This window comes from Streptomyces sp. BBFR51, from assembly GCF_044591655.1.
Lineage (GTDB): Bacteria > Actinomycetota > Actinomycetes > Streptomycetales > Streptomycetaceae > Streptomyces.
In genome coordinates this window covers 382,225-406,070 of the sequence record NZ_CP172448.1, presented here as the reverse complement: position 1 = coordinate 406,070, position 23,846 = coordinate 382,225, and the positions used below count along the sequence as shown (strand labels likewise).

At 72.0% G+C, this 23,846-nt stretch carries 24 protein-coding genes; 6 read left to right on the top strand and 18 right to left on the bottom strand.

Annotated features, from left to right (window positions below; translation table 11 throughout):
- Window positions 1–15: 15 nt before the first annotated feature.
- Complete coding sequence (locus tag ACGH7X_RS01865) at window positions 16–1,233, bottom strand: AAA family ATPase (protein ID WP_399880865.1); 1,218 nt, start codon at window positions 1,231–1,233, stop codon at window positions 16–18.
- 137 nt (window positions 1,234–1,370) lie between these two features.
- On the opposite strand from ACGH7X_RS01865, the gene ACGH7X_RS01860 reads away from it, so the two are divergent.
- A complete protein-coding gene (locus ACGH7X_RS01860) occupies window positions 1,371–3,284 on the top strand; it encodes a glycoside hydrolase family 9 protein (protein ID WP_399880864.1) in 1,914 nt (637 codons plus the stop codon).
- Between the two features lie 38 nt (window positions 3,285–3,322).
- Here ACGH7X_RS01860 and ACGH7X_RS01855 read toward each other — a convergent pair whose 3' ends face one another.
- Window positions 3,323–3,895 (bottom strand): TetR/AcrR family transcriptional regulator, encoded by a 573-nt coding sequence (locus ACGH7X_RS01855; protein ID WP_399880862.1) that lies wholly within the window; start codon window positions 3,893–3,895, stop codon window positions 3,323–3,325.
- A gap of 83 nt (window positions 3,896–3,978) precedes the next feature.
- Window positions 3,979–4,356, bottom strand: a complete 378-nt coding sequence (locus ACGH7X_RS01850) for a MerR family transcriptional regulator (protein WP_399880860.1) — start codon at window positions 4,354–4,356, stop codon at window positions 3,979–3,981.
- Window positions 4,357–4,470: 114 nt separating this feature from the next.
- On the opposite strand from ACGH7X_RS01850, the gene ACGH7X_RS01845 reads away from it, so the two are divergent.
- The gene (locus tag ACGH7X_RS01845) at window positions 4,471–5,544 is read left to right on the top strand and encodes an alkene reductase (protein ID WP_399880858.1); all 1,074 of its coding nucleotides are present in this window, start codon (window positions 4,471–4,473) and stop codon (window positions 5,542–5,544) included.
- A gap of 37 nt (window positions 5,545–5,581) precedes the next feature.
- On the opposite strand, the gene ACGH7X_RS01840 is transcribed toward ACGH7X_RS01845, so the two are convergent.
- Together ACGH7X_RS01840 and ACGH7X_RS01835 are read right to left on the bottom strand one after the other, a co-directional pair.
- Window positions 5,582–6,292 carry a cytochrome b/b6 domain-containing protein gene (locus ACGH7X_RS01840; RefSeq protein ID WP_399880855.1) on the bottom strand — a complete coding sequence of 237 codons (711 nt, stop codon included), beginning with the start codon at window positions 6,290–6,292 and terminating at the stop codon, window positions 5,582–5,584.
- The gene (locus ACGH7X_RS01835; protein ID WP_399880852.1) at window positions 6,276–7,031 is read right to left on the bottom strand and encodes a molybdopterin-dependent oxidoreductase; all 756 of its coding nucleotides are present in this window, start codon (window positions 7,029–7,031) and stop codon (window positions 6,276–6,278) included. The genes ACGH7X_RS01840 and ACGH7X_RS01835 overlap by 17 nt, the downstream gene beginning before the upstream one ends.
- Window positions 7,032–7,184: 153 nt before the next feature.
- On the opposite strand from ACGH7X_RS01835, the gene ACGH7X_RS01830 reads away from it, so the two are divergent.
- The 3 genes from ACGH7X_RS01830 to ACGH7X_RS01820 all read left to right on the top strand — a co-directional run bounded on the left by ACGH7X_RS01830 (window position 7,185) and on the right by ACGH7X_RS01820 (window position 10,181).
- On the top strand, window positions 7,185–7,880 hold the full coding sequence (locus tag ACGH7X_RS01830) for a hypothetical protein (RefSeq protein ID WP_399880849.1): 696 nt from the start codon (window positions 7,185–7,187) through the stop codon (window positions 7,878–7,880).
- A 263-nt stretch (window positions 7,881–8,143) separates the two neighbouring features.
- Window positions 8,144–8,743 carry a sigma-70 family RNA polymerase sigma factor gene (locus ACGH7X_RS01825; protein WP_399880846.1) on the top strand — a complete coding sequence of 200 codons (600 nt, stop codon included), beginning with the start codon at window positions 8,144–8,146 and terminating at the stop codon, window positions 8,741–8,743.
- A gap of 148 nt (window positions 8,744–8,891) precedes the next feature.
- Window positions 8,892–10,181 (top strand): phosphatase PAP2 family protein, encoded by a 1,290-nt coding sequence (locus ACGH7X_RS01820; RefSeq protein ID WP_399880843.1) that lies wholly within the window; start codon window positions 8,892–8,894, stop codon window positions 10,179–10,181.
- Here the strand turns inward: ACGH7X_RS01820 and ACGH7X_RS01815 are convergent.
- The 12 genes from ACGH7X_RS01815 to ACGH7X_RS01760 all read right to left on the bottom strand — a co-directional run bounded on the left by ACGH7X_RS01815 (window position 10,148) and on the right by ACGH7X_RS01760 (window position 21,370).
- Window positions 10,148–10,369, bottom strand: coding sequence for a hypothetical protein (locus ACGH7X_RS01815; RefSeq protein WP_399880841.1), 222 nt, complete (start codon window positions 10,367–10,369; stop codon window positions 10,148–10,150). The genes ACGH7X_RS01820 and ACGH7X_RS01815 overlap by 34 nt on opposite strands.
- A 19-nt stretch (window positions 10,370–10,388) precedes the next feature.
- Window positions 10,389–10,946, bottom strand: coding sequence for an NADPH-dependent FMN reductase (gene ssuE, locus ACGH7X_RS01810; protein ID WP_399880838.1), 558 nt, complete (start codon window positions 10,944–10,946; stop codon window positions 10,389–10,391).
- Between the two features lie 72 nt (window positions 10,947–11,018).
- Window positions 11,019–11,798 (bottom strand): alpha/beta hydrolase, encoded by a 780-nt coding sequence (locus tag ACGH7X_RS01805; RefSeq protein ID WP_399880835.1) that lies wholly within the window; start codon window positions 11,796–11,798, stop codon window positions 11,019–11,021.
- A 1-nt stretch (window position 11,799) separates the two neighbouring features.
- Complete coding sequence (locus ACGH7X_RS01800; RefSeq protein ID WP_399880832.1) at window positions 11,800–12,831, bottom strand: LLM class flavin-dependent oxidoreductase; 1,032 nt, start codon at window positions 12,829–12,831, stop codon at window positions 11,800–11,802.
- Window positions 12,832–12,841: 10 nt separating this feature from the next.
- Window positions 12,842–14,182: an LLM class flavin-dependent oxidoreductase gene (locus ACGH7X_RS01795; RefSeq protein WP_399880829.1), complete on the bottom strand. Its 1,341-nt coding sequence runs from the start codon at window positions 14,180–14,182 to the stop codon at window positions 12,842–12,844.
- 83 nt (window positions 14,183–14,265) lie between these two features.
- Window positions 14,266–15,126, bottom strand: a complete 861-nt coding sequence (locus ACGH7X_RS01790; RefSeq protein WP_399880827.1) for an ABC transporter ATP-binding protein — start codon at window positions 15,124–15,126, stop codon at window positions 14,266–14,268.
- Window positions 15,123–16,040: an ABC transporter ATP-binding protein gene (locus ACGH7X_RS01785; RefSeq protein WP_399880824.1), complete on the bottom strand. Its 918-nt coding sequence runs from the start codon at window positions 16,038–16,040 to the stop codon at window positions 15,123–15,125. Before ACGH7X_RS01785 ends, ACGH7X_RS01790 begins: the two co-directional genes overlap by 4 nt.
- Entirely contained in the window at window positions 16,040–16,927 is an 888-nt protein-coding gene (locus tag ACGH7X_RS01780) for an ABC transporter permease (RefSeq protein ID WP_399880821.1), read from the bottom strand. Before ACGH7X_RS01780 ends, ACGH7X_RS01785 begins: the two co-directional genes overlap by 1 nt.
- Window positions 16,928–16,929: 2 nt before the next feature.
- On the bottom strand, window positions 16,930–17,907 hold the full coding sequence (locus tag ACGH7X_RS01775; protein WP_399880818.1) for an ABC transporter permease: 978 nt from the start codon (window positions 17,905–17,907) through the stop codon (window positions 16,930–16,932).
- The gene (locus tag ACGH7X_RS01770) at window positions 17,904–19,466 is read right to left on the bottom strand and encodes an ABC transporter substrate-binding protein (RefSeq protein WP_399880816.1); all 1,563 of its coding nucleotides are present in this window, start codon (window positions 19,464–19,466) and stop codon (window positions 17,904–17,906) included. The genes ACGH7X_RS01775 and ACGH7X_RS01770 overlap by 4 nt, the downstream gene beginning before the upstream one ends.
- 555 nt (window positions 19,467–20,021) lie before the next feature.
- A complete protein-coding gene (locus tag ACGH7X_RS01765; protein ID WP_399880814.1) occupies window positions 20,022–20,939 on the bottom strand; it encodes a DsbA family protein in 918 nt (305 codons plus the stop codon).
- Window positions 20,936–21,370: an RrF2 family transcriptional regulator gene (locus ACGH7X_RS01760; protein ID WP_399880811.1), complete on the bottom strand. Its 435-nt coding sequence runs from the start codon at window positions 21,368–21,370 to the stop codon at window positions 20,936–20,938. Before ACGH7X_RS01760 ends, ACGH7X_RS01765 begins: the two co-directional genes overlap by 4 nt.
- Before the next feature lie 138 nt (window positions 21,371–21,508).
- Here ACGH7X_RS01760 and ACGH7X_RS01755 point away from each other — a divergent pair, with 138 nt between their 5' ends.
- Window positions 21,509–22,009, top strand: a complete 501-nt coding sequence (locus tag ACGH7X_RS01755) for a cupin domain-containing protein (protein WP_399880808.1) — start codon at window positions 21,509–21,511, stop codon at window positions 22,007–22,009.
- An 82-nt stretch (window positions 22,010–22,091) separates the two neighbouring features.
- Here ACGH7X_RS01755 and ACGH7X_RS01750 read toward each other — a convergent pair whose 3' ends face one another.
- Window positions 22,092–23,612 carry a catalase gene (locus ACGH7X_RS01750; protein WP_399880806.1) on the bottom strand — a complete coding sequence of 507 codons (1,521 nt, stop codon included), beginning with the start codon at window positions 23,610–23,612 and terminating at the stop codon, window positions 22,092–22,094.
- Between the last annotated feature and the right edge of the window lie 234 nt (window positions 23,613–23,846).

The window sequence follows — 23,846 nt, the reverse complement described above, 5'->3', positions numbered from 1 at the left end:
TTTGTGCCCCCGCTCTCAGAGCTGGGCCTGCACCGTGCTCGCGTCGACGCCCAGGGCCTCGGTGAGCACACGGGCGCGGACGGCGCGCTGGCGGCCGGTGACCCGGTCGATGGCGGCGGTGGAGCGCCCGGCGCCCGCCGCCTCCTCGCGCAGCTTCTCCAGCCGCTTGCCCGCCATGGCGAGCTGGTTGTGGGCCTTCTTGATGACCCACTCGCTCAGCGCCTCGCGGGACTGTCCGGCCATCGCGTCGAGCTGGGTCTCCAGCTCGTCGATGGTGTCGGCGAGGTCGAGGGCCTCCTTGGCGTCCGGGTTGACCAGTTGCAGCACCTCGCGTTCGACGGTGGGGCGCTCGGCGGGGGAGTTCCACAGCACATGGGTCAGCACCGACAGGTCGCTCTCGGCGACCGTGGGGCGCCCGTCGAGGTACGCGGACGCCTGGAGCAGGCCCACCGCCTGCCGCCAGCGGCGGTCGGAGGCGACCAGTTCCTTGCGGCGCAGGGCGGCCCGCAGCGTACACAGCGCGTCCACGACCGCGTCGGAGACCTCGACGGCGGGGACGGCCTCGGTCGCGGCCTGCCGCAGCGCGGCCAGTTGCAGGGTCGTCCGCCGCGGTGCGGCCGGGCGGCTGACGGCGGAGCGGACCAGGGCGGCGAAGTTGGAGGGATCCTCCAGGTACTTGACCTCGATCCGCACCAGCAGCCGGTCGTAGATCGCGGCCGTGTCCTCGCCCTCAGGAAGTTCGTTGCTGGCCGTGATGGCGCCGATGAGGGGGCAGCGGACGGGTTCACCGCCGCTCTCGGGGTGGTAGATCCGTTCGTTGAGGTAACCCAGCGTCTCGTTGAGTGCCGCCGTGGAGCACTTGAAGATCTCGTCGATGAACGCGACGTGCGCGGTGGTGGCGCGGCCGTCGTAGACCTGGCGGTACTCACCGCGGGCGAGCGCCGCGACGTCGATGGGACCGAACATCCTCGTCGGCGCGGTGAACTTGGACAGGAGGATCTCCCAGTAGGACGCGCCCTCGATCCTGCTCGTGAGTTCCCGGGCCAGCTCGGACTTCGCCGTTCCCGGCGGGCCCAGCACCAGGGAGTGCTGACCGGCCAGCAGCGTCACCACCAGCGTCCGCACCACGTCGGCCCGCTCGTAGAAGCGGTCCGACAACTCGTCGCAGATCGCCCGGAGCCGCTCGGCCGTGTCCTGCGCGGCCGGCACCTCCTGCGGGTCCTGTGGGCCCATGGCCGACTCCTCCTGTGGCGTCCGGGTGGGGGCGGGCAGACCAGAGCCTATCCCGCACAAACGTCCGCCCTCGTCGTCCCACCCCGACCGGGACCTCGGCCCACGGCGCGGGGGTGCCATCGACCAGACTGTCCACCATGAACCACTTCTTCTCGCCGTCGGCTCGCGCCGTGTCGGCCGTGGCCGCCTGCGTACTGGCGGCCTGCTGCCTCTCCGCATGCTCCGAGGACGGGGACGACGCCCCGGCGGCCCTACGCGTCAACCAGGTCGGATACGTGGCGGGCGAGAAGAAGTTCGCCTACGTCATGGGGGACCGGGACAAGCTGGCCGACGCGGAGTTCGAGGTCCTGGACGAGCGGGGGAACACCGCCGAGCACGGCAGCGTGGGCCCCTCTCTCGGTGAGTGGAACAGCACGTACGGCGCCGTGCACTCCATCGACCTCTCGTCGCTCAGCCGCGCCGGCACCTATCGGCTGCGCCTGGTCGGGGCGGACGCCGGCCCGTCGGTCCGCTTCCGCGTGGCGACGGCGCGGCAGCTGCTGGATCCGCTGCGTGCGGACAGTGTGCACTTCTTCGGCACCCAGCGGGACGGCGAGGACGTCCTGACCGAGGCGACCGGACGGGTGCCCTCGCACCTGACCGACGAACGGGCCCGCGTCTACGAGACCCCCGATGCCGACCCCGATCCCGACTCGGCCGACGGGACGACCGCCGACCCGGCGTTGTCCGAAGCGGGCGGGCCCGTGGACGTGTCGGGAGGGTGGTTCGACGCCGGCGACTTCCTGAAGTTCACACACACGACGTCCTACGTGGTCGCACAGATGCTGAGCACCGTCCGCGACACACCGTCGGTGCCAGGGCTGCGGGACGAGGCCCGGCACGGTCTGCGCTGGCTGGACAGGATGTGGGACGCGGATACGGGCACCCTCTACGCCCAGGTGGGGCTCGGGTCCGGCGGCAAGCGGGTCCGTGGTGACCACGACGTGTGGCGGCTGCCCGAGGAGGACGACCACCTCACCGTGCGGCCGGGGGACGCCGACTACCTGATCAAGTACCGGCCCGTCTTCCGCGTCAACGAACCGGGCGAGCCCATCAGCCCCAACCTCGCGGGCCGGGTGAGCGCGGCCTTCGCCCTCGCCGCGCAGACCGAGGCCGAAGAGGACCCCGTGCAGGCCCGTGAGTGGCTGGACAAGGCGGCCGCCGTCTACGCGAAGGCGGACACCCGGCCGGACAAGGGCGCCCTGGTCACCACCGTCCCCGCGGACTACTACCAGGAGGACTCCTGGCGCGACGACATGGAGTGGGCGGCCGCCGAACTCGCGCGCGGCGCCGACGCCCTGGGCGACTCACGCGCCTCGCGCTGGAGCGGCGAGGCGCTCACCTGGGCCCGCGCGGCCCTGCGGGACGAGCGCAGCGGCACCCTGGGCGCCGCCGACGTCAGTGCCCTGGCCCACGCCGAGGTGCTGTCCTCGGCGGACCCCGACGCGGGGCTCACGAGCGCACTGGAGGCGGAGCTGAGGCGGCAGGTGGAGACGGGACGGAAGCGGGCGGCCGGGGACCCCTTCCGGTCGGGCGTCATACCCAGCGACTTCGACGCGGCGCCGAACACCTTCGGCCTGCTCGCCACCGCCGAACTGTACGCCCGCGTCACGGGCGACCACCGGTACGACGACTTCGCCGCCCAGCAGCTGGCCTGGGTCTTCGGGGCCAACGCCTGGGGCACCAGTTTCGTCGTGGGCGCGGGCGACCTCTATCCGCACTGTCCCCAGCACCAGGTCGCGAACCTCGCCATGAGTCACACCGGCCGTGGGGACATCCTGCGCGGAGCCGTCGTCAACGGGCCCAACGACGCGGACCTGCTGAAGGAACCGGGCGCCCTCGAGGGAGGACGCCCCTGCTCCTTCGCGCCGGACGGCGGGAAGTGGTCGGACTTCGACGGCCACGGGGCCGGCTATCTCGACGACGTCCGTTCCTGGCAGACGGTGGAGCCGGCGGACGACTTCGCCTCGACGGCCCTGTACGCGCTCTCCCTGACCGCCGCGCGGCCCTGACACGACGGAACCCGCGGTGCCCGCGCCCGGGGGCCGGTTCAGGAGCCGGTCGGCCAGGTGCGCAGAAGGGCGTCCAGCGCGTTGAGGATCTCCGTCCAGCTCTCCTGCGCATCGGGGGCGCTGTGGCTGAAGCCCCCGGCGGACTCCAGGCCGACGTAGCCGCTGAAGACGCTGCCCAACAGCCGTACGGCGTGCGTCTGATGTGGCTCGGCCAGGTCGTATCCGCGCAGGATCGCCCGCGCCATCCGGGAGTGCCGCACAGCGGCGCTGGAGGCGGCCGTCCGGGTGTCGAGGGGGAACTTGGTGGCGGCGAACCGGCCCGGGTGCTGGAGGGCGTAGTCGCGGTAGGCGTTAGCGAAAGCCGTCAGCGCGTCCTTGCCCGCTCGGCCGGCGACCGCCTCGGAGACCCGGTCGGCCAGCTCCTCGAGGGCGAACAGCGCGATCCCGGTCTTGAGGTCGTGCGCGTTGTTCACGTGCGAGTACAGGCTCGCCGTCCTGACGCCGAACCGCCGGGCGAGCTCCGTCGGAGTGGTGCGCTCGAAGCCGATCTCGTCGGCCGTCTCGGCCCCGGCCCTGATCAGGCCCTCGGTCGTCAGCCCTACCCGCGCCACACCCGTCCTCCGTATCGCTCTCCCAGCAGCCGCGGACGATTATGGGCTTGCCTAACAGGATTAGGCAAACTGTGTCCCGCCGGTCAGTCGCGCACCGTGACGCGCAGGGACTCCCGGTATTCGCGTGCCGTGTCCATCAGGGTGTTGAGCGCGTCCCTGGTGCGGACGAGGTCGGCGATGTGCTCGGACAGCCTGTCGCGCTCCTGGGCCATCCGCTCCAGCGCGGCGTCGGAATTGTCCTCGCTGGGCGTGTCGACGCACGGGAGCAGGTCGGCGATGGTGCGACTGGACAGCCCGGCCGCGTACAGCCGCTGGAGGAACCTGACCCGCTCGACCTCGTGTTCCGTGTACTGGCGCTGCCCGCCCGCGCTGCGCACGCTGGCCAGCAGCCCCTGGTCCTCGTAGTAACGCACGGACCGGACGCTGACTCCGGCCCGTGCGGCGGCCTCTCCGATGCGCATGCCGTACTCCCGACTGTGATCTGCGGCACAATATCTTGCCTCTGACGTCAGTGTCAGGTTCTAGCGTAGCCGTCGTGCCCGAGATCCGGGCCCCGGACGACGAGGAGTCCTGACGTGACGTCTCTTTTCGACAGTTTCCCGCTCGGCGGTCTGACGCTGCCCAACCGGACGGTGATGGCCCCGATGTCGCGGGTCCGTGCCGCCGCGGGCGGTCTGGCCACACCGTCGATGGCGACGTACTACGCCCAGCGGGCCACGGCCGGGCTGATCGTGTCCGAGGGCGTGCAGCCGAGCCTGGTCGGGCAGTCCAATCCGGGTACGCCGGGACTGCACACCGACGAGCAGGTCGCCGCGTGGCGCCCCGTCACCGCGGCCGTGCACGCCAACGGCGGACGGATCTTCGCCCAGATCATGCACGGCGGACGCGTCTCGCACCCCGACACCACGGGTACGCGGCCGGTCGGGCCCTCGGCCGTCCCCGCCGTCGGAGACGTGTTCACGCCGAACGGGCCCCAGCCCGCGCCGACTCCGCGCGCCCTGGAGACCGCGGAAGTGCCCGAGCAGGCCCTGTCGTACGCCCGGGCCGCCCGCCGAGCCGTCGACGCCGGCTTCGACGGCGTCGAGTTGCACGGGGCCAACGGCTACCTCATCTCGCAGTTCCTCTCCTCGAACGCGAACCTGCGCACCGACCTCTACGGCGGCTCCGTGGCCAACCGGATCCGCTTCGCCGTCGAGGCCGTGTCCGCGACCGTCGAAGCCGTCGGCGCCGCCAGGACCGGCATCCGCCTCTCTCCGGCGGGCACGTTCTGGGGCGTCGAGGAGAGCGATGTCCCCGAGCTCTACGCCGAGTTGCTGCACGAGCTGTCGCGCCTCGGGATCGCCTACGTCCACATCGAGGCCACCGCCGACGAGGAGGTGCTGATCGGCCTGCGCCGCGCCTGGCCGGGCGCCCTCATCATGAACCCGGTGCTTCCGATGGGGCCGAAGCAGGCCGGGCGCCAGGACGCCGATCACTGGCTCGGGCTCGGAGCGGACCTCATCAGCTTCGGCCGCGGCTTCATCGCCAACCCCGACCTGGTCGAGCGACTGCGCACGGGACTGCCCGTCGCACCGGTGGACGAGGCCACGTACTACCAGGGCGGTGACGCGGGTTACCTGACGTACTCGGCGTATCAGCACACCGTCTGACGGCGGTCGGCGGTCGGCGGCCCGGCGCGGCCGCGGGTCAGTCCGGCTCCGTCGCCGACGGAGCCGGAGCCGGACGGTCCGCGGGGCCGTCGGAACCCGCCTCCCCGTCCACCTCCCGCCGCCACAACCGGTGCTCCCGATCCGCCCACTCCCGTGACACGGACCCGCGCCACATGCCCTCGAGGGCGCCCGGGTCACTCGCCGCCCGCCAGATGTGACCGGCCACGACCACCCCGATCGCCAGGGCGAGCCAGTCGTGGACGAACGTCGCGCCCGTCCGGAGCGACAGGGACACGAGGTCAGGGAACCAGAGCAGGAGACCGGTCCCCACCATGACGAGACCGGCCCCCGCGGTCCAGGCCGCGTAGACCTTCTGACCCGCGTTGAACTTGCCCGAGGGGACCCTGGACGTCCCCTGCCGTCTCAGGGCGGCCCGCAGCCAGCGCCGGTCGTGGGCGCCGAAGCGGTTGAGCCGCCCCAGGTCGGAGCGCAGCGCACGGGAGGCGAGGCCCAGCAGTACCGGCAGGGGAAGTGCGATCCCGGACCACTCGTGCACCGTGACCACCAGCCTGCGGCGGCCGACGAGTTCGGCGAGGGGCGAGACGTACAGGCAGGCCGCGGTGGCGATGCACACCCCGGCCAGGAGGGCGGTGGCCTGGTGCACCCAGCGCTCCGCGGGAGTGAAGCGCGCGAACCTGGCGGACCGGGGCGGGACCGGCCGCGCGTGACGGTCAGACGGTGGGAGCATCGTCACGTCCGTTCGAGCGGCCCACCCACGCGTCCACGTCGTAGCCCAGGCGCTCCCAGTATCCGGGGCGCACGTCCTTGGTGACGGTGATGCCGGAAAGCCACTTGGCGGACTTGTAGAAGTACATGGGAGCGACGTAGAGCCGTACCGGGCCGCCGTGGGAGTGACTGATCGGCTTGTCCTCCATGGCCGTGGCGACCAGCACGTCCGGTCTGCGGGCCTGCTCCAGGGTGAGGCTCTCGGTGTACTCGCCGTCGAAGCAGGTGAACCGGACGGCACCGCCGTCGGGTGACACGCCGGCGGCGTCGAGGATCGTGGACAGGCGCACGCCGGCGAACGGCGTCCGCGGCACCCGCCATCCGGTCACGCACTGCACGTCGCGGACGAGCCTTTCCTGGGGGAGTGCCGCCAGGTCGGCCAGCCGGTAGGTCTTCGGCTCGGCCACGAGCCCGTCGATCTTGAGGCGGTAGTCGGTCTCGTCCCGTTCGGGAACGGAGCCGGTCACGGAGTAGTACCGGAAGCGGTTGCCCGGAAGCAGGTCCGACAGGCCGGTCGGATCCTTCCGGGCGACGACGTCGAGGCCGCCGGAGACCAGACGCTCGAGCGGACCGCCGGTGACGACGCCCACGGCCCCGAGCCCGACCATCCCCAGCAGTACGCGCCGCCCCACCGGAGTGCCGCGGCGGTCCGCGCCGTGATCCTTGCGAGGTGCCGGCACCTCGGAATCAGAGTTGCTCATGCCTTGTCTACGCATCCCCGCGGTGGTGTCTTGAACGGTCGCCGGTCCAGTCGGTCGCTGTGGTGTGAATCACAGGGTAGGGGTTGACCGTCGGGCGAGGAAGTTCCGTATCCCTCCATGACGGCGGGCCCGGGAATGCGAGGATGAGCCGCCATGACTGCTGGGTGGTGCTTCCGCACGACGAGGGCCGCGGTGTTCGCGGCCGTCTGCGTGCTGCTCGCCACCTTGGGACACGTCCTCATGTCGGGTACCCCGGTGGCCTGGTGGGCCCTGGTCGCCGCGGTGGCGGTGACCGGCGGTGCGGCGTGGTGCCTGGCCGGCCGGGAGCGTGGGCTCCTGCTGGTCTCCGGCGCGATGGTGGCCGCCCAAGCGGCACTGCACCAGTGGTTCTCGTACGCCCAGGAGCTGTCGACGCCGTCCGCTTCGGCGACGCCGTCCATGCCCGCCATGGTCATGGGGGACACGGCCGCCATGGCGCACACGGGGCATGCCATGCCCGCCATGGACCCTGCCTCCGCCATGGACTCCGTGTCCGCCATGGGGTCCCCATCAGGTGGCGGCCACACCGGGGGCGGCATGTCCTCCACGGGCATGCTCGCCGCCCACCTCCTGGCCGCGTTGCTCTGCGGTCTGTGGCTGGCGTACGGCGAGCGCGCGGCCTTCCGCGTCCTGCGGGCCGTGGCCGGACGGCTGGCCGCGCCGCTGCGGCTGATCCTCACCCTCCCGGCGCCGCCGGACCGCCCGCGCGTCGTCGCCCGGCGCGGCCGTGCGGCCCGCCGGCCGAGTCGGCCGTTCCTCGTGTACGCGATCACATACCGGGGCCCGCCCGCGGAGACCGCTGTCGCCTGAGACAGCCGGTTTCCCGATGCCGTGCCGGGCGCTGTCCGCCGGGCCGGCTCGGGCGACGGGCGCACGCCGCCATCACGCGCGCGCGTACGTCCGCCATCCCCACACCCTCACCGGACCCCCGCGAGCCCCGTGCCGCCCGGTCCGGAAGCCGGACTTCCGCCTGCCGCGTGCCGTACGTGTGCGAGCCGCATGCCGAGTCGTCTGCCGCGCACCGTACGTGTGCGTCGCATGCGTGAGGTCCGGACTCACGAGAAGGACAGCATGTGATCAGTCCTGCCCCGTCCACGCACGACACGGCGACCACGTGGGCGCTGGCCGCCCGCGGTGGTGACCCGGAGGCCGTCGAGAGCTTCGTCCGCGCCCTCCACCGGGACGTCCGCCGCTTCGTCACGCACCTCAGTGCCGACCCCCAGTCCGCCGACGACCTGGCCCAGGACACGTTCCTGCGGGCTCTTGGCAGCCTGCACCGTTTCGAGGGCCGCTCCTCCGCCCGCACCTGGCTGTTGGCCATCGCCCGCCGCGCGGTGATCGACAGCTACCGGCACGCCTCCGCCCGGCCCCGGCTCCTCGCCACCGACGACTGGGAGGCCGCCGCCGAGCGCGCCGGGGAGCCCGGTCTGCCGGGCTTCGACGACGGCGTCGCGCTGACCGAACTGCTCGACGCGCTGCCCGACGACCGCCGTGAGGCCTTCGTCCTCACCCAACTCGTCGGACTGCCCTACGCCGAAGCGGCCGAGCTGATCGACTGCCCGGTCGGTACGGTCCGCTCACGCGTCGCGCGGGCCCGTGCCGCGCTGATCCAGTCCCTGCGTGACGCCGAGTACGCGGATCGGGCGATTCCGGCCCCCACGCCGTGCCGTTAGCATGTTCGAACTCGTGACGATCCGCACGAGCGACCTATTTGTCCGACCCCTAGCAAACGGGCCCAAACAATTGAAAACCATACCAACACGAATATCCTCGCGAAGAGACCGCGGGTCCCTGATCGCCGCCCGGCGCCGGCCCCGGGCCGTGCTGTGGACCGCGGCGGGTGTGGTGACCCTCGGTTTCCTCATCGCGCTGGAATTCGCCGCGCGCCACTACGGCGTGCGGGGCCCGATCACCAATCAGGCGCGAGAGGTGATCTTCGCCCCTGACTCGGGGCCGCTGCTGTACGCCGGCCTCGCCCTGACGATGGTGGTACTGACCTGGCGGCAGCGGTTCGTCGCGGCCGGTGCCGCGATCGGCATCGACGTCGTCTTCTGGCTGGTGCGCTGGGTGGTCGGCGCCGACATGAACTTCGGCAACGGGGCGCTATGGGTCGTGCTGGGCTGCGCGGTCGTCGCCGTGACGCGCCGCGGGGGCGGCGAGCGTGCCCTGTTGCTGAAGGGCGTCGGGCTGGGCCTGCTGCTGGTGGCCGGACACAAGACGGGCGACACCTGGCTGCTCATCACCTCGGAGACCCGCAAGGCGGTGCTCGACCCCTACGTGGCCACCGCCGACCAGGCGCTGGGGAACCCCTCGTGGCTGGTCGGCCGGTTCGTCGACGCCACCGAACCGGTCGGCGACCACGTCCTCCACCTCGTCTACGGTCAGCTCCCCCTGGCCGCGGCACTCGTGGGGCTGTACCAACTGCGTCACGTCGCCGTCGAGCGCCGTTTCCCGAGCCACCACCTCGTACGCACCTTCCTCGCCATCGGCCTGCTCGGGCCCGCCATCTACATGATCTTCCCGGTCGTCGGACCGGTCTTCGCCTACGGCGCCGACGGCGGACAGTGGGCGGTGGCCAACCTGTGGCCGGACACGCTGCCGCCGACCGGCGCCCCGCACTCGATGCCGTTCGACGAGATCACGCCGCGCAACTGCATGCCGAGCCTGCACACGGCGTGGGCCACCACGCTCTTCATCCACTCCCGCAGGGGTTCACGGGCCATCCGGTTCGCGGGCACGTTCTGGCTGGTCGCCACGCTCACCGCGACACTCGGCTTCGGCTACCACTACGGCGCCGACCTCATCGCCGGTGTGGTGTTCGCGCTCACGGTCGAGACCGCCATGCGCTCGTTCGCGCGGGGCTGGGACCGCGCGGGCGTCCGGCTGGTCGCCCACGGCACGACGGTGTTCGCCGTACTGCTGGTGTCGTACCGCTACCTGCCCGAGGAGATGGCCGAGCACCCGTGGGCCGCCGGACCGCTGCTGGTCCTCGCGATGGCCTCCGTGATCCTCGGTTACGTGCGGACCACCAGGCTCTGGGAGCCGGCGGCCCCGCCGGCACGGCAACCGGAACCTCCTCAGCCCGCGGAGGCGCAGCCCGAACTGGTCTGAACGGGGCCGGGACGCATCAGCGCGAGGTCCTCGCCCCAGGCGTCAAGCGCCGGCGCATGACCCGCCTCGCGCGCCACGGCCTCGACCCGGGCGAATGACTCCCGCCGCACGTCCACGTCGTCCGTCCGGGCGTTCTTGAGCGACCGGTAGTGCGCGTTGGCGTAGGCGTCCAGCCGGGCCGCCGCCACTCGCGCTGCTGACGGGCGTTCACGCCGTCGACGCGAGTGCGGTCGTACGCCCGCCCAGCGCCGCCGAGAACTGGTCCGTCACCTGGGCCAGCGCCTCGGCGGCCGCGGGCGTGACGACCGTCGCCCCGCTGTCGTCGACGGTGATGTCCTTGTCCAGGGTGAACCAGCCGGGGACGATGTGCAGCGCCCCCATCGAGCTGAGCACCGGGCGCAACGCGTAGTCGATGGCCAGGACATGGGCCGTACTGCCGCCGGTGGCCAGCGGGAAGACCGTCTTGCCGGCGAGCGCGTACTGCGGGAGCAGGTCGAGCAGCGACTTGAGCAGCCCCGAGTAGGCGGCCTTGTACACCGGGGTGCCGATCACCACTCCGTCCGCCCGCTCGAACAGGGCGGTGGCGTCGGTGATCGCCGGGTGCCGGAAGTCGGCCCCAAGCAGCGCCTGGGCGGGCAGGGTGCGTACGTCGAGCGGCGTGACCTCGTGGCCGTGCAGGCGCAGCCGGTCGTCCAGATGGCGCAGGAGGCGCGCGGTGCGTGAGGTGGGGGAGGGGCTTCCGGAAACGGACAGGATGGCGGCCATGTGGGCACCCTTTCGCGGTCGGGGTTCAGGCGGGGCGGCCGAAGCGGGGAAGTGGGTTGGCGGTCCCCGATCTCACCAGGAGCTCGTCTCCACGGAGAGAACCGGGACCAGCTCGTCGCGCAGGGTCTCCAGGAACGTCACGATCTCCGCGGCCACCGTGCGGTGCTGCACGTCGTTGAGGACGTCGTGATGGGCGCCCCGGACCACCGACAGACGGGCCCGGGGCAGGGACTTGGCCGTGTGGACGAGGGCGTCCCGGTCCGCGAGCGGGTCCGCGTCGCCGACCAGGAACAGTGCGGGGACGGCGAGTTCGGCGTCGTAGGCGGCCGTGAGCAGCGCGTCCGGGAGAGGCTCGCCCAGCGAACCGCGCCGCACCTCGGTGTCGTTGCTCAGCGTGCCCCGGTGGGTGGGGCAGAAGGTGCGTACGTCGAGTTCCTCGTCCCAGGTGTCGACGCCGGGCGCCGCACGTCCCGGCAGTCCGGCGAGGACGACGGCGTCGGGCCGCCGGCCGCCGGGGAGCCGCCCGGCCCGCCCGAGGTGTGCGGCGAGCGCGGCGGCACCCGCGTCGGCGCCCAGCAGGACGACGGGTTCCGTGACCCCGTCGGGACCGGCGGTGCCGTCCACCGCTTCCGTCAGCAGGGCGCCGAAGCGGGTGGGCGCGGCCCCCGGGTCGTCGGCGTACGGGTCGGTGAGGTCGGGCGCGTCGACGACGCGGACGCGGTACGCGTCGGCCGCCAGGCGCGCCGCCAGCCGTCCGTAGGTCGCCCGGGTCTCGCCCCGGCCGGGCACCACGACGATCGTGCCGCGGGTGTGCAGACCCTCGGGGGCGTGGTGGTCGGTGTGGTCGCTCATGTCAGACTCCTGCGGGTGCGGGCTCGTTGCGGGCCGCCGGGCGCCAGCCCAGGGCGGGCGCCACCTCGGTCGCGATGAGTTCCAGCGCGCGGACCGTGGCGTCGTGGTCGGGTACGGCGGGGTTGAACTGCGTGATCAGGTCGGTCGCGAGGGGCAGGACCTGCTCCTGCCGGAAGGCCGTGACGATCTCCTCGGGGGAGCCGTGGAACGCGTGGAAGCGACGCAGCGCCTCGTCGAGGTCGAGTCCCTTCGGGAACGCCCCGTGCTCCGCCATGCGCAGGGCCGCGCGATGGACGTCGTCCCCGATGTACCGCAGCGCCGTACGGCGGTCCTTCGCCGGGAAGACCAGTCTGGACAGACCGATGCGGGGCCTGCGGGGCCGGTCCCAGGCGGTGAGGAAGGCGTCCGCCCAGGGGCGCTGCACCGCGTCGGTGGGCGCGTCGTGGCCGTAGGCGGCCCGGTTGAGCAGCAGGTTGGAGCCACGGCTCGCCGCGTGCGTCGCCCCGCGCTCGCTGAAGACGCCCTGCCAGATCCGGTCGGTGAAGTCACCGGTCGCCGGCTGGACGCGGAAGCCGGGGGCGCCCACCTCCTCGTTGCTCAGAGCGCGTCGCACGACGTCCAGGTGTTCGCTGGTCAGTTCGCGTCTGCGGGCCACGTCCCGGCCGAAGGCGGCGTACTCCAGGTCGCTCGAACCGCTGCCCACGCCCAGCTCGACCCGTCCGCCGCTGAGTGCGTCGACGGTCGAGACGTCCTCGGCGAGGCGGATCGGGTCCTCCAGCGGGAGCACCGTGATGGCGGTGCCGAGCCGGATCCGGGTGGTGCGCGCGGCGGCGTGCGCGAGGAAGGTCCACGGCGAGGACAGTCCGCCACCGCCGAGGGGCACGTGATGCTGGGCCACCCAGCCGACGTCGAAGCCGAGTTCGTCGGCCACGACGAACAGCTCCTGGGCGTTGCGGTAGGTCCGGGCGAGGTCGGCGTCGCGGCCCTGGACGTGGGTGAGAAAGCCCAGTCTGAATCGGGGTTGCTCGGTCATGGCGGGCCCCTCAGCCGTTCACGGGACGGCGCTCGAGGCTGTGCCGGTTGGCCGGGACCGGCAGGCCCAGGTTGCCGCGCAGCGTGTCGGCCTCGTACTCGGTGCGGAACAGGTCCCGCTTCTGCAGGATCGGCACCACCCCGTCGACGAAGAGGTCGAGTTCGTCCTGGGTGCGGAAGGCGAGGTTGATGCCGTCGAAGGTGCCGGCGTCGAACCACCGCTCGATCGTGTCGGCCACGGTCTCCGGCGCCCCGACGAAGGGGGAGCGGCGGAACTCGGCGACGGACTGCGCGACCTGGCGCAGCGTCAGTTTCTCCGCACGTGCCCGCTCGATGATCTTCGCAGCGCCTGTGCGGCCCCCCTTCTCGGCGAGATGGGCGACGTCCGGGAACGGTGCGTCCAGGTCGTGCACGCTGAAGTCGTAGGCGCCGAAGGAGCGGCCGAGCAGCGCCAGATGACGGTCGAAGTCGTTGTCCTCCTCGAAGATCTCCCGCTCGCGGCGGCGGGCCGCCTCGTCGGTGGCGGCGACGACGGGACCACCGTGGATGAAGATCTTGATGTGCTCGGGGTCCCGGCCGTACGCGGCGGTCCGCTTCTTGATGTCGGCGTAGTACTCCTGGGCCTGCTCCAGCGATCCGCCCGGCGCGTAGATGCCCTCGGCGACCCGCGCGGCCAGATCGCGTCCCTCCTCGGACACACCGGCCTGGAAGATGACCGGCTGGCCCTGCGCGGAACGCGAGATGTTCAGTGGTCCCGCGACCTTGAAGTGCTCGCCCTCGTGGTTCAGTTCGTGCAGCTTGGCCGGGTCCAGGAACACGTTGCGCGCCACGTCCGCCGGGAAGGCGTCGTCCTCGTAGGAGTCCCACAGCCCGCGGGCGACCTCGACGAACTCCAGGGCGCGGCCGTACCGGGTGGCATAGTCGAGGTGCTCGTCCAGCCCGTAGTTGCGCGAGGTGCCGGTGTCGAAGCTGGTCACGACGTTCCAGCCGGCCCGGCCGCCGCTGATGAGGTCCAGCGAGGCGAAGCGGCGGGCGAGGTTGAAGGGTGAGTTGTACGTCGAACTGGCCGTTCCCACCAGGCCGATGTGCCGGGTGTGGGTGGCGACGGCCGACAGCAGGGTGAGCGGTTCGAGCCGGTTGAGGTAGTGCGCCGGGTAGGTGGCGTTGATGAACTGGCTGTCGACGACGAACAGGGCGTCGAACAGGGCGTGTTCGGCTGCCTGGGCCTGCTTTATGTAGTAGTCGATGTCGATGCTGGCGTTCTTGGCGACACGGGGGTCCTTCCACAGGCCGTGCTGGCCGGGGCCGCCGACGCCGTAGGGGTGCAGGGCGAGATGGATCCGTCGGGACATGGTTCTTCTTCCTGTCTTCGATGAAGGCGCGGGAGCGCGGAGACCGTGGGTGTGGGTGTGGGTGTGGGTGTGGGTGTGGGGGGTCAGGTTGGCAGGAGTGCGCGCAGCGCCGCGCGCTCGGAACGGTCGGCGGGTGCCCCGCGCAGCGTCGGCGCCGAGCCGACCAGCAGCCGCGTGTAGGGATGCTCCGGCCGGCCCACGACGTCGCGGGCGGCACCGGCCTCGACCAGTTCGCCCCGGTACAGCACGGCGATGCGGTCGGCGATCCCCGCGACGGACCCGAGGTCGTGGGAGATGAACACGAGGGCCACGCCGGTGGCGCGCAGCTCCTTGAGGATCTCCAGGACCTGGACCCGGTTGGCGGAGTCGAGGGCGCTGACCGGCTCGTCGAGGACGACCAGCCGAGGCTCGGTGACCAGCGCACGGGCCACCGCGATGCGCTGGCGCTGCCCGCCGGACAGCTCACCCGGCAGCCGGCCGAGGAGATCCTCGGTCAGCCGCACGCGGGGCAGGAAGGCACGCACCCGCGCCCCCGCCTCCTGACGGGCCACGCCCCGCACGAGCAGCGGCTCGGTCAGCGACGCCTCGACCGTGAGGTCCGGGTCGAGGCTGCGCAGCGGGTCCTGGAACACGTACTGGACCACGCCCCGGCGGCGCAGCTCGCGCCACTGGCGGGGTCCGTGGCCGGTGACGTCCTCGCCGTCGAGGACGACGGACCCGGAGGTGGCCCGCACCAGCCCGAGCACGGTGCGGGCGAGGGTGGACTTGCCCGAGCCCGTCTCGCCGATCAGGCCGACCGTCTCACCCGGCGCGACGCGCAGCGAGACGTCGTGCAGGGCCCGGCGGCGCTTGCGGCGGGCGCCGTAGTGGACCTCGAGCCCGGTGACCTCCAGGACGGGGCGGGCGGGGGCAGCGGCGCTGTCGTCCGGTCGGTCGGTGCTCACGCCTCCTCCTTCGGTGCGAGGGCCTTCGGCGCCAGGAACTTCTCCAGCCCGTACTGCTCGTGCTCGCTGATCAGCAGCCGCGTGTAGTCGTGCCGCGGGTCGTCCAGCACCCCGCGGGTCGGGCCCTGCTCGACCACCTCGCCCTGCCGCATCACCAGGACCTCGTCGCACAACTGGGCCACCACGGCGAGGTCGTGGGAGACGACGACCAGGGCGAGCCCGGCTCTTTCGCGCAGGTCGGCCAGGAGGTCGAGGATCTCCGCCTGCACGGTGACGTCCAGCGCGGTGGTGGCCTCGTCGGCGACCAGGATCCGCGGGTCGGCGGCGATGGCGGCCGCGATGAGCACCCGCTGGAGCATGCCGCCGGACAGCTCGAAGGGGTACTGGTCGTGGACCAGTTCCGGGTCCCGCAGATGCACCGCGCGCAGCAGGGCGAGGACGCGCTCGCGTGCCGCGCGGCGCCCGAGCCCCTTCTTGACCCGGACGACCTCGGCGATCTGCTTGCCGATCCGCAGCGACGGGTTGAGGTAGGACGCCGGGTCCTGGAAGACCGCGCTGATCGTGGCCCCGCGCAGCGCGGTCCAGCGCGCCGGCGTGAGGGCGGAGATGTCGGTGCCGTCGATCTCGATCGACCCCCCGGTGACCTCGAAGTGGGGCGGCAGGATGCCCAGGGCGGCCCGGCACGTGAGGGTCTTCCCGCTGCCGGACTCCCCGACGATGCCGACCACCTTGCCGGGGGTGAGGTCGAAGCTCACCCCGTGCACGATCTCCCGGCCGTCGCTGCCGTCGCTGCCGTCGCCGATGCGCACGTCGCGCAGGGAGAGCAGGGGCACCGTCCGGTCGGGCGGGTCTGCGGGGCCGGACGTGCCGGCCTCCTCGGTCCGGGTGAGGAGCTTCTCGGAAACCGTCGTCATCACGCACCTCCTGCGGGGGCGGGTTCGGTTCGTTCGGGCCGGTCCGTGCGGGCTCCGCGGCCCTTGACCAGGGCACGGCCGGCCTCGCCCGACACGTCGCGGATCGCGTCCGCGAGCAGGTTGCCGGCCCAGACGGTGACCATGATCAGCAGCGCCGGGGTCAGCGGTGCCCACGGCCGATGGCTGAGGTAGCCGAGGTCGGAGGCGAGCAGGCCGCCCCAGGTCGGCTCCGGGGGCTGCACGCCGATGCCCAGGAAGGTCAGGCTGGAGACGATGACGAAGCCGGTTCCGATGGTCTGCGCGAACGCCACCGCGATGGGCGGCAGCACCTTGACCCAGACGTGGCGGCGTACCACCCAGCCGACCGATGCACCCGAGATCAGCGCGGCCTCGACGTACTGCGAGCGGGCCACCGCCAGCGTGGCGGCGCGGGACACCCGGTAGAACAGGGGCGACACCAGCACCCCCGTCACGAGCATCGCCTGCGTGAGCCCGTTGCCGAGCAGGGCGATCACGGCGACGGCGAACAGCAGGAACGGCAGGGCCACGAGCGTGTCGGCCAGCCGCAGGGTGATCCACTCGAAGATCCGGCCGAGATACACCGACAGGATTCCGGGGATCGCCCCCACGACCAGTGCCGTGAGCGCGACTTCGAGCGCGCCGAGCACGCTGACCCGGGAGCCGTCGAGCAGGCGGCTCAGGACGTCCCGGCCGAGGTAGTCGGTGCCCAGCCAGTGGCTGCCGGACGCGGCGGCGAGGGCGTTGTCGCTGGTGGCGAGCGGATCCTGCGGGGCGATCAGCGGCCCGAGGATCGCGAGCAGCGCGACCACCGTCAGGATGACGACGGCGATGCGGCCGGAGGTGAGGGACAGGACGCGACGCACCATGTTCAGACTCCCCGCTGCGAGGCCGGCGTGACGCGCGCCAGCACCAGGTTGACGACGAGGTTGAAGGCCACGACCAGCGCGATCGACACCACCAGGACCCCCTGCACCGCCGGTACGTCACCGGCCTGGGCGGAGTCGTTGGCGAACCGGCCGAAGCCCTGCAGTCCGAAGATCCACTCGGTGACCACGGAGGCGCCGACCAGGGACGGGAACTTCAGCCCCAGCGTGGCGAGCGCCGGCCCCAGACCGTTGCGCAGCACGTGCACGAAGAAGATCCGCCGCGGGCCCAGCCCCCTGACGACCGCGCCCGTCACGTAGTTCTCCTGATAGGCGGCGACGAGGCTGGAGCGCAGCTGACGGGCGACGTCGGCGATCACGTCGAAGCTCAGCGCCAGCGCCGGAAGCGTGATGTGCGCGAGCCACGGCCCGAGGCCCTGCTCCGCCGGGACGTATCCGGCGGAGGGGAACAGGTGCAGCTGTACGGCGAGAACGGCCACCAGCACGATGCCGACCACGAAGGCGGGCATCACCGAGATCACCGTGACGAAACCGGTGACCGCGCGGTCCACCCACGTGGTGCGCCGCAGTGCCGCGAGCGTGCCGAGCGCGAAGCCCACCACCACACCGATGACCAGCGCGAACGTCGCGACGGAGAGACTGACGCCCAGGCCGAGGCCGATGAGCGTCGAGATGTCCGCGCCGTTGGTCCAGCTCGAACCGAGTTGCCCGTGCAGGACGCCGCCGATCCAGTCGCCGTACTGGACCAGGAAGGGCCGGTCCAGGCCCCACTCGGCCTCGACCCGGGCGATGGCCTCGGGAGTGGCCTCCTCGCCCAGCTGGATCCGGGCGGGGCTGAGCCCGCTGAGCGAGCGCAGCGCGAACGTCACGAAGGTCGCCACCAGGAACACGGGCACGAAGATCGCGACCGACCTGGCGAGGATGAACAGGAACCGCCCCAGCGCGTGCCGCGCCCGCTTCACGGCTTGCCGCCGATGGTCACACCGGTCCAGTCGATGTGGGCGGGATTCTTCGGCAGGTCGGAGACCGACTTGCTCTTGGCGACGAGGTTGGGAGAGGAGTACGTGAAGACGAGGGCCTTGCTGTCCAGGCCGGCCCGCGTCGCAGCCTGCAGCACCTGCGGGTACTCGGGCGCGTCCAGCGGTGTCTGCCGTACCTTGGCGACCGCAGCCTCGAAGCCGTCCGGCTCGTAGGGGGAGCTGAGGTTGAGCGGCCCGTCGGGCCCGAAGTGGGCGGTGAGGGTCTGGGCCGCCGAGTCACGGCCGGTGGTGCCGTAGAGCGAGAAGGTGAGGTCCTTGGCGAAGAAGGGCGTCGCCCAGTTCTTGTCTATCTTGATGTCGACGGTGATGCCCACCTTGGCCAGCTGCGACTGCACGATCTCCGCCTGCGGGTCCTCGGACGGGATGACCAGGTCGAGCTTGATGTCACCGGCCCGGTAGCCGGCCTCGGCGAGGAGCTTCTTCGACTTGGCCGGGTCGTAGGGATAGGCGTCCTCGGACTCCGGGTCGTAGGCCACATAGCCCTTGGGGAACGGCTGGTTGGTCTCCTCGCCGTAGCCGAAGGTCAGTTTGTCGACGAACTCCTCACGGTTGACCGCGTGCCGCACCGCGTCGACGACCTTGTCGTTGTCGAACGGCGCCTTGTTGATGTTCAGGCTGATGTTGGAGGCGTTGAAGCCGGGCTGGACGAACACGTCGAGGCCCGCCTTCTTGGCGGCGTCCGCCTGACTCGGGTCGATGTCGGCGAAGTTGTACACGCCGGTCTGCAACCCGGAGACGACCGTGGAGGCGTCGGGCGCGGAGGTCAGTTCGACGTTGTCGATGTGGATGTTCTCGGCGTCCCAGTACTCGGGGTTCTTCTTCAGGACCGCCTTGGTGCCCGGGACGATCTGAGTGACGGTGAACGGGCCGGCGCCGACCGGGTTCTGGTCCAGCTTCTCCGGTGCGGCGGCCGCCTTCGGGCTGGCGATCTGAAGGACTCGCTGACCGAGCAACTGCGGTATCTGATAGTCGACCTGATTGAGCTTGACGACGGCGTCGAGCCCGTCGGCCGCCACCGACTCGATCGACGTCAGGTCGCCGAACAGGGCCGAGTTCTTCTGCCGCTGCGCCCGCTCGACCGCGGCCTTGACGGCGGCGGCGTTCACCGGCTCGCCGTCGCTGAACTTCAGCCCGGAGCGCAGGTGGAAGGTGACCTGGTCGCCCTTGCCGTTGTACTCCCAGCTCTCGGCCAGGTCCGGTACGGCCTTGCCGGTGGCGTCGGTGCGGGTCAACGAGGCGTACACGAGGGACAGTTCGCGGAACTGGGCGCCGCTGCCCCCGACCACCGGGTCCCAGTGCGTGGGGAAGTAGGTCGAGGTCCACCTGAGGGTGGCGTCGCCGCTCGCGGAGGCCGTGTCACCGCCGCACGCGCTGAGGGCGGGGACGAGCACGGTGGCGAGGGCGGCGCCGAGTGCGGTGGCACGCAGTCGGCCGGATCGGCGGTGCGGTCCGGGGCGGCGGGGCGTGAGTCGTCCGGGCATCTCGTACTTTCTGTGACGGTCCCCGGGCCGTGTCCGGGCAGGCCGGCACGGACAGGGGCAAGGGGGTGGTCGCCCGACCGCACCTGTGACGCCGGTTCGGGCGTGCCGAGGCGTGCCGGGGCGTGCCGAGGTGTGCTGGGGCGGGCGGGGCGTGCTGGAGGCGTCCTGGGCGGGCAGGGGCTCGGTGCCCGTGTCGGGGCACGTCGCGTTCGGTGCGCGCGGATGTCGGCGGCTGCCCGGATGCGGACCGGGGGGAGGACCGGGGGGGGAGGGAAGCAGACGGCGGAACGCCAGATGGCGGGGCGGCGGGCCGGCTCGGCCGAGCGGCGGTCGGTCGGCGCCGACCGGGAGGTCAGGCGCCGCCGGGCCGTGGGCGGCGGTCGGTCAGCGACAGAGAGCGCTGCAGGTGCGCCGCAGGTCCACGTAGCGGCACACCACGGCGGGGTGCGTCGTGAGCATGCTGCTCATCCTGGGGGCAGTCATGAGGACCTGTCAATGGACACCAATTGGTGTCTCATTGGGCGGGACGGGACGCGATCGCAGATCAGAGCGTTGTCACGGCGGGGCGGGGGAGCGGTGGCGAGTCGCCGGGTGCGTCGCCGCCTCCTTGGGATGCAGCCACAGGGGGCCGTTGCCCGTCTCGACGCGGACCGCCCACGCGGGGGGTTCCCGCCCGTCCGTCAGCAGTTCCAACTCGGGCCCGGTCAGACTCCGGTGGCGCACCAGCGCCTCGTCCGGCGACCGTCGTACGTCCTCCCGCACCGCCCCGGGACACACCTCGGCGACCGCGGCCTCGTACGCCGCGCAGGGGCGCCGGCCCGCGACGACGCGGTGCCCGCCCGCCGCCCGGACCAGCACGGTCGGCAAGGCGTACCGGTACCCGCCGTCCGCGGTCTCCTTGGCGGCGCCGGGATGCGGCGAGCCGCCCGGCACCGACCGCGCCTCGGGCACCGGCCGACGGGCCTCCGTCCGGTCGGCACGGACCCGCTCCAGTACGGCGCCGGACAGCGCGTCGGCGGACAGCCGCGCCAGGTCCAGGTCCTGGACACCCCACACCGCGGACAGCGCCAGCTCATGCGTGTCGGCCGGTTCCCCGAGCACGAAGACCGTCTCGCGCAGCCGGCGCAGCACCCGGTCCGCGACGTCCGCCCCCTGGAGTTCCGCGGCCTTGGCGACGAGGGAGGCGGGCCACGAACTCGCCGCCACCCGGCTCAGCCGAACGGCCCGCGGGGCGCCGGTGTGACCGGTGATCTCCTCGACGTACCGCGTGTACCAGGCGGTCTCCGCCGCCGGATCGGGAGGCGGGTCGTCGTCCTCGTCGAAGAGGATGCAGAACACGCGGCGCGGGCGGACCCCGTCGGGCAGTACGGCACGCAGCCGTCGGAACTCGGGTTCCGAGCCCCACGCCCAGGGACACAGGGGATCGGTGTACTCGACCACCTCCACCGGGGGCCCGTCCGGCGGCGCCGTCACGCGGCGCCCTTCCCGGCCAGCCCCTCACCCGCCGGCACGGGCAGCAGGGAGGCCACCGTCACCGCGCCCAGGACGGCCGCCGCGTCCGCCTCGATCCGGCGCCACACTCCGGGCAGCCCCGACGCGGCACCGGGATAGTCCAGCGCGGCCAGGGCCTCGCCACGAAGGGTGAGCAACTCGCCGTCCACGACGCGCGAGACGTCCAGCAGGGTGATCTCGCCGGCGGGCCGGCCGAGCCAGTAGCCGCCCTCGCAGCCGCGCTGGCTGCGGACAAGACCGGCCCTGCGCAACTCGCCCACGACGGACTTCAGGAATCGGAACGGGATCTGCTGCGAGGAGGCGATGGCCTCACAGGTCAACGGACGGGCAGGTTCACGGGCGAGCTCCAGAAGGGCCCGCGTGGCGTAGTCCGCCTTCGCGGAGATATGCATGCGCCCATGATGCCCGACACGACCGCCGCGCCAAGGCCCTTCACAGGCTGCCCGCATCCATTGCGGGAACATTGCCGCAGGTGAAACGCAATGGACACCTCTTGACATCTTTTCCGGCATCCTTCTAGCGTCCCCGCCATGAGCGAGCCGTCGACAACCCCCGGTGAGGGCTTCCACCCCCATCTCCATGACGCCCCCGGGCGTCCGGTCACCCCCCTGCGTAGCCGCCTGCACCACATCCGTGCCGACGCCCTGGACGGCGACACGGCGCAGACCGGCGGCATGCGCAGGTTCGCGGCCGTCAGCGGGCGCGTGGCGGGCTCCGAGAAGCTGTGGATGGGCCAGACCCACGTCGCCCCCGCGACGTCCTCCTCCGACCACCACCACGGCGAGTCGGAGACGGCCATCTACGTCGTCAGCGGCCATCCCGAGTTCGTCTTCCTCGACGACTCGGGGGAGGGGCCGCGGGAGGTACGGCTGCGCACCTCCCCCGGCGACTACATCTTCGTCCCCCCGTTCGTCCCGCACCGGGAGGAGAACCCCGACCCCGCCGACGAGGCGGTGGTCGTCATCGCCCGCAGCACGCAGGAGGCGATCGTGGTCAACCTGCCCCGGCTGTACGCGCTTCCGGCCGTGTAGATCAGGCGGGCGCCCGCGTACGTGGTCCCGTACTTCGCGCCGGTTGGCGCACGCCCCGCGAGAGCGGAGACCGCAGGAGGTGTCAGGCTTTGTCCTGCATCGACCGCCGGGCCGGATTGTGCTGCTCGGCGGCCTTGGGGTCCTTCTCGCCCGCCTTCGCCCGCACGCCCCGCTCGATGCGCTCACCGATGGTCTTGTCGATGTTCGACCAGTACTCGAAGGCCCGCTTCAGGACGGGTTCGGTCACCTCGTTGAGCAGGTGGCCCACCACGTTGTCGACCAGCCGGTCACGGGCCGCGTCGTCCATGACCTCGCGCACCAGGGTGCCCGGCTGGCCCCAGTCGTCGTCCTCGGGATGGCTGACGTAGGCGCTGCGGGTGATGGCCCCGTCCGTCTCCCAGCTGGGCGGCGTGCCGAACCGCTCGGTGTCGGCGGCGGGACCGCCCTTGGAGTTCGGTGCGTAGACCGGATCGGTCGTCTTCCGGTAGGCCATCGCACCGTCCTTGGAGTAGGTGCGGACGTCGACGACCGGGGCGTTCACGGGGAGCTGCTGGTAGTTCGCGCCGATCCGGTAGCGGTGGGCGTCGGCGTACGAGAAGAGCCGGGCCAGCAGCATGCGGTCCGGGCTCGGGCCGATGCCCGGGACCAGGTTGTTGGGCTGGAAGGCCGCCTGCTCGATCTCGGCGTGGTTGTCCGTCGGGTTCCGGTCCAGCGTCATCCGGCCGACCGGGATGAGGGGGTAGTCGCCGTGCGGCCACACCTTCGTCAGGTCGAACGGGTTGAACCGGTAGCCCGCGGCGTCCTCGTACGGCATGACCTGCACGTGCAGCGTCCAGCTCGGGTAGTCGCCGTCACGGATGTGCTCGAAGAGGTCCCGCGTGTGGTAGTCGGTGTCGGCCGCGGCCATCTGGTCGCCCTCGTGCTGGGTGAAGTACTCGATGCCCTGGTCGGTCTTGAAGTGGTACTTCACCCAGAACCGCTTGCCGGCGGCGTTGATCCACATGTAGGTGTGGGAGGTGTAGCCGTTCATGTGGCGCCAGGAGCGCGGGATGCCGCGGTCTCCCATGAGCCAGGTGACCTGGTGCGCGGACTCCGGCGAGAGCGTCCAGAAGTCCCACTGCATGTCGTGGTCGCGCAGGTTGCTGTCCGCCCGGCGCTTCTGCGACCGGATGAAGTGCTGGAACTTCATCGGATCCTTGACGAAGAACACCGGCGTGTTGTTGCCGACCATGTCGTAGTTGCCCTGGCTGGTGTAGAACTTCACCGCGAAACCGCGCGGGTCGCGCCAGGTGTCCGGGCTGCCGCGCTCACCTGCGACGGTCGAGAAGCGTGTGACCAGGTCGGTGCGCGTGCCCGGCTGGAATACGGCCGCCTTGGTGTACGCGCTCACGTCGTGCGTCACCTCGAAGTGGCCGAACGCGCCGCTGCCCTTCGCGTGCGGCTGGCGTTCGGGGATGCGCTCCCGGTTGAACTGCGCCATCTGTTCGATGAGATAGGCGTCCTGAAGGAGGACCGGACCCGCCGGGCCCGCGGTGAGCGAGTGTTCGTCGCTCTCCGCCGGTGCGCCGGAGTCCGTGGTGGTGGCAGGCGGGGTGTCCGTCATGGGACTGCCTTTCGTCGGGGAGTGGCTGACGCGCGGGGGCCGCGCGACACGGGCACGGGGGACGGGATCCTCTCCGCTCTGCCCGGCGGAGCGGTCCCGCCGGGGCCCGAGCCGCGGCCGGGCCCCCGGCCCGCGCGGACCCCGCCGGACGCGTGCCCCACAGCGGCCACGCCAATCCGGTCCCGGTGCGGCCGGACGCCGAACGGGGCCGCCCGGGGCCGAGCCCGTCGGCCC